Source organism: Yersinia nurmii, assembly GCF_001112925.1.
In the GTDB taxonomy this organism is placed as follows: domain Bacteria; phylum Pseudomonadota; class Gammaproteobacteria; order Enterobacterales; family Enterobacteriaceae; genus Yersinia; species Yersinia nurmii.
The window spans coordinates 1-5348 of sequence record NZ_CPYD01000027.1 but is presented as its reverse complement, the minus strand read 5'-3'; the positions used below and the strand labels follow the sequence as shown (position 1 = coordinate 5348).

Sequence of the window (5348 nt, the reverse complement as noted above, 5' to 3'; positions counted from 1 at the left end):
CCCGCCATATTTCGCCTTCCAATTGTAATAGCTGGCTTCGGAAATAGCAGCCTCGCGGCACACATCTTTGACGGTCCTACCCGCTTCGACGGACTTCAGTACGGCGATGATCTGGTGCTCGGTAAATCGGATCTTGCGCATAAGGATCTCCTCAGGTGACATCATCAGTATGTCGGAAGATCTCTAAAAATGAATGGGCCGTTTAAGCGGGATACTTACAGCCACACGGCCATTAGAAGTACACACAGGACAATATCTTTTGTCATCCGGGGCTGCATTGAGCTGCCGATATCCGTTGAAGATGCGGATGGATAATGTACCGGAGCTGGTCTCACTAGCTCTGGCGCAGTGGGCTGAAGAGCATAGCGTGGCGCTCATCAAGTCGGGTAACGGAGCACAAGGCTCCGTTATTCTGTTGTGGTCGTGACTTACAGTGGCAGGGAAAGCGAAGCGGTTTCGAGCGATTCACCATTATTCAGTCTGTCCTGCATGTCGCTGACGAATGCGCCCATCTGACTGTTAGCAAAGAATTTAATACCGACCAGTCTGACGTCATCATTTTCGTCAATCACAATGCGCTCCCTGTCATTTAGGGTTTCGAGCATCCGCTCTTTCCATGCGTCATCCAGAAGCCGGTCATCGCCCTTCGGCTCAAGGAAGACCTGCCAGTAAACGTTATCTGCATGGCGCGTCAGTATCATGATGAAATCCGGCATGAAGCCACGCACACCGCCGAACTCAGTGAGCTTAAAGCGTGTCGACTGCTCGTCATTACGTAGCACGTAAATATCGTCGTAACGTGCTCTGAGCTTCGGCATAAAGGCTTCCAGCGTTTTGACCAGACGATGCTCAAGCTGGTTCAGTATCGCATTATCGTACACGTACCATTTTTTACCGATGGTCTGCGCGGCGGTGATTTTCTGGTTAATTATCACCGATGGATCAATATACAGGCTGTAGTCCCTGATAACGTCCTTAACTGGCTGACTGATAAAACGGTATGTGCCCTTCACCTTCTGGTCATTGCGCCGCACGTTCTCTGAGATCCGCAACAGGACGGTTTCCAGCAGGTGCAGCTTTTCTTTTGCCGACACGACGGAAAAATCCAGCGACTGCGGCACGGTAACGGTGATTTTCAGTTTCCCTAAATAGGCTTCACTGCGAATAAACTCACGGATGCCGGTCAGCTTGGGGAAAAAGTGTTGCAGGTTATCCAGCGCGTAGAAGCTGATTTTCTGCATCGCCTTACGATAAAAACGCTCGTCCAGTACCAGTGGCTCAGATTTTGTGACGCCGCCCGTTGCCCCTGTCAGGTTGTCCAGAGACTCCTCACCGGCGGTCTGATACGGTATCTCAAAGCGTGTTTCCAGCGAGTACATTTCCCAGTTGCGACTGCTGCCCTTAATCTCTTCCACTTCGTTGAAGAACAGTTTACCGGTCTGATACACGGCGGACTTTTTAAAGTCCTCTTTCAGTCTAGCGTGCTCAATCGTGCCGCCGCCGTCCTGGTGCACGTCGATGTCCGCTTGCTCAAGGGAAGCGTGCAGCGTTTTGATGTACGCCGGCTCATTTATAGTGTGATAGTGCAGTTGTTCCAGTACGCTTAAATCCTTCGCGCTGTTATCAAACCGGCGGGTGAAGCTTCGCTTGCCGTCATAAACGAACGGGTAGTAACGTGCGCCGCGCCCGATAAGCTGCGCCTCGCTGTCCGTGCCGGTTTTGCTGCTGCTCGCCTGCTCGCTGATGCGAACAATATCGTAGAGGTTGAGAACGTCCCAGCCTTCATTGACCTTCGCCACGGCAAAGACGGCTCTCACCGGATTATCGACTTCCTCCAATGTGTTCAGAAGAACGGGATTTTCTTCCAGCAGATCTGATTTATTCACGTTCAGCAGATTGAAGTCGTTAAAGTCTTCCTGAATCTGCCCGATAATCGCAACTAAATCGCTTTCAGCGTAACGCTGAATCAATTTATGCCAGATACTGGTGTCAGAGCTGAGCTGTATTTTCTTATTCGCCAGATGGCGTCTGACGCTCTCGGGTGTCAGCGCGGCAATCAGTTGCGAAAATTCATCCTGCTTCGCCTTCGATATCGCAATCTTGTTCGACTTGAACAGAATGACTGGCTTGAATCCGGTGATGCCGTTATCCACCGCCGTCAGCTTGCGGTACTGGCTTAACAGCACGGCATCGAGCATCTTATCGCCATCGTTCTGGTTAGCTTCCAGCAGCATGACCTTTTTCGAGTAGCCGTCTGACATGAACTGCTTCAGATCATACTGATATACCACTTTGTCACGGTATTTCTGCCCGATATCTTTATTCGCCAAATCAATGGTGGCGGTAAACTCGAACAGGCGGTTATCAGGTCGCAGGTCGAGGATGTTCTCAATCGTGCGCTCCCACGTCAGCTCCTCGCTCTCCAGTGAGTTTTTCGCTTTACCTTTTGCTTTGGTGCCGGCGTTGAAGTGATGCGCCTCGTCGCCGAGAAGCACGAGCGGGATTTCTTTTAAATCCTCGTAGGTGATGCTGTTCTCACGATAGCTGTTCAGCTCGTCGTGCATCTTATGGATGGTTGAGAGCTTAAGGTAAATGGTGTTGCGCTCAGGTACGGACGGGAACGTCTCCACGGGTGATAGGGTGATTTTTTCCCCGTCGATTTCCAGCGTCTGACTGAACAGATACTTCGGTGACTGCGGATTAAGCAGGTTCTCACGGGTTTTCTGAATAATCGCGTCGGTATGCACGAAGAAGATGAAGTTCTGATACCCAAACTCTTTTAATAGATAGAGTATCGTCCCCGCCATCACCATCGTTTTCCCTGCACCGGTTGCCATATGAAACAGCAGGTGCCGGTAATGCAACAGCGCCTCCTCCCGCTTACGCTGCGTGTAATGCAGGTAGCGGAGTGCGCCGTGCTGATACGGGCGCAGGGTATCCTTCAGGTTCGCCTGAACATAGTCCGGTATCTGATAGTTATCCTGGAACAGACCCGGTTCATCGAACTGCTTGAGTTTATTAAACAGCAGCTTTTCGCTGCCGGCTAATTTCGGTTTCTTTGCCATGCCGTCATTCCATCCCGTAGAAGCTGCGGGTAAAGGCTTTGTCGCTCTCTGATATGTTCAGATCACTGTCATCCATATCAGAAGCATTCACGTAAAGCTGATTTTTATCGAGGATTTCAATCAAGAGCAGCTTCTGCTCGTGCAGTTCCAGCTCGCTGAATGCCACCTTGCGAAAGATGCCATCCACCTCATATTCAGCGGATAGCACGTTTTCAAGTGCCACCTGATAGTTGAGATGTGCCTCTGTTTTCATTACGGTAAAGAGCTTTTCGAGTTCTTCATTAGACTGCGCTTTCTGGATTTCGTGCACAAAGTAAGCGTTCAGTTCCATCAGTTCGGTATAGACAAAGCTGCCGCCCCCCTGCCAGTTGACGTCTTTTGAAATACCACCTTGTTCACCTTCAATAACTCGTTGAAGTCTGGCTACAGATACATCTTTTATGTAATCCATTTGTTCAATGCCAATGAATCGCCTTTCCATTTTTAGAGCAACAGCCGATGTAGTTGCGGAACCAAGGAAAAAATCTAACACTAGGTCATTCTTGTTTGTTGCTATCTCCAGAATTCGTTTAACTAGGCGTTCTGGTTTAGGTGTTTTAAACAATTCAGTTGTGGCTAGGTCAGGGAATAACTTCCGTAACTCATACTTTGCTTGTCTATTATGTCCCGTATCTTCGTAGTTATCCCATATAGATGATGGTGCTAATCCTTTCTGATCTGCCAGATATGTTTTGCGAAGAATTCTACTTTCGTTATCTAAGAAAATAATTTCTTTTCTCGAAATCATTTCCTTCATACGATCTTCTGACCATCTCCAACCATTTCTTGGTGGAGATATTTCATTACCAGATGGTGTTACAATCTTGTATTGAAGATTTTTTCGTGGGTTTGGTGATGATACATTACCGGAGAACCAAGCTCCTCTTGGATCATTATCTGGATTAGAGTAATGCGCGTTGGAATCTTCGGTTCTTTCTAATCTATTGCTTACCCAGTCTGCGGTTTTGGAATATATGAGGATTTCATTATGATCTACAGAGAATCGTTTCGCATCTTGATTGGAGGAATCAGCACTTCTCCAAGATAATGCACATACAAAATTATCTCTACCAAGTATTTGATCACAAAGAACTTTTAGGTAGTGAGCTTCAATCTCATCAATAATGATCCAGATAGAACCATCTGGTGTAAGAAGTTCTTTTGCAGCCTCTATTCTATTTTTCATAAACGATAACCAAGTAGAATGACTAAAATTATCATTGTATCTGAAGCTATCGTTACTGGTGTTATATGGCGGATCTATGCAGATAAGTTTAACTTTACCTTTGTATCTTTCCTTCAGAGATTGTAGCGCAATTAAATTATTCCCTTTGATAATTAGATTATCTTCCTCACTAATGCTGTTTATATCCACAGCAACACCGTTAGTCGAATAAGCCTTTGCATGAGTTAGTATTTTTTGTGAGAATAAGTTATCTATTTCATCCATGGCAATGATTTCATTATAGTAAACTTCATCTTTGCCTTGTTCCTCCTTGGTCATCCCTCCTTCTAATACGCAATCCTTAAATGGAAAATCCAGCACTACATCAGAACTATGGTCAATATATTTACCACCACTTGTTAATCCTACTTTATTTCGGTATTTGGTAAAGCTATTAGCCCAGTATTCTTTGTATTTTAGAAGGCTAGAAAGTTTGTCAAAATCAAAAATGAAAATTCCGTCAATATCTGTACCATAAATAGATCTTATTTTTTGATTGGCCACTAATGCCTTAATTAGTTCTGGCTGCTTTTGACTGATAGCTTCGCTCACCATTGTGCGATGCAATAATTCTCCGTTCCAGAATTTCGGAAACGATTTTAAAACCTTGTTCAGTTCTCTGATTAATTCGGTCTGCATGTCATGGCCTTATGACTGTTAGATATTGAGATGATTGTAAGGGATTGCGGCCGATACGGAAACCGGCCTGCGATGACATAGCTGCAACAGCGGGAAAATGCACCAAAACAGGTGACCTGCCCCTAGGATTAGAACATACAGATGAAAAAAAAGTTTGCTTTGCACTAGATCTTGATGGGTGCTGTATACGGGTATGTATACCGGATTAATAAGGCAAAGACTCTTACTACCCATGTTTAAACTGAAGAGTCCGCTTCTGGCACAGAACAGTCTGTAAGATGGATCGCCGCTTAGCTGTAAGTATCCCGCTTAAACGGCCCATTCACTTTTAGAGATCTTCCGACATACTGATGATGTCACCTGAGGAGATCCTTATGCGC

At 46.0% G+C, this 5348-nt stretch carries 3 protein-coding genes and 1 pseudogene; 1 reads left to right on the top strand and 3 read right to left on the bottom strand.

The window, feature by feature from the left end; all coding sequences use genetic code 11:
• A partial coding sequence (locus tag AD970_RS18310) for a transposase (protein ID WP_049602432.1) occupies window positions 1-141 on the bottom strand: 141 nt, incomplete at its 3' end.
• Between the two features lie 148 nt (window positions 142-289).
• Between AD970_RS18310 and AD970_RS20640 the strand changes: the two are divergent.
• Window positions 290-412 (top strand): annotated as a pseudogene (locus AD970_RS20640) (IS3 family transposase); the annotation flags it as partial.
• A 16-nt stretch (window positions 413-428) separates the two neighbouring features.
• Here AD970_RS20640 and AD970_RS18305 read toward each other — a convergent pair.
• Entirely contained in the window at window positions 429-3065 is a 2637-nt protein-coding gene (locus AD970_RS18305; protein ID WP_049602430.1) for a DEAD/DEAH box helicase family protein, read from the bottom strand.
• A gap of 4 nt (window positions 3066-3069) precedes the next feature.
• Entirely contained in the window at window positions 3070-4968 is a 1899-nt protein-coding gene (locus tag AD970_RS18300; RefSeq protein WP_049602428.1) for a site-specific DNA-methyltransferase, read from the bottom strand.
• Between the last annotated feature and the right edge of the window lie 380 nt (window positions 4969-5348).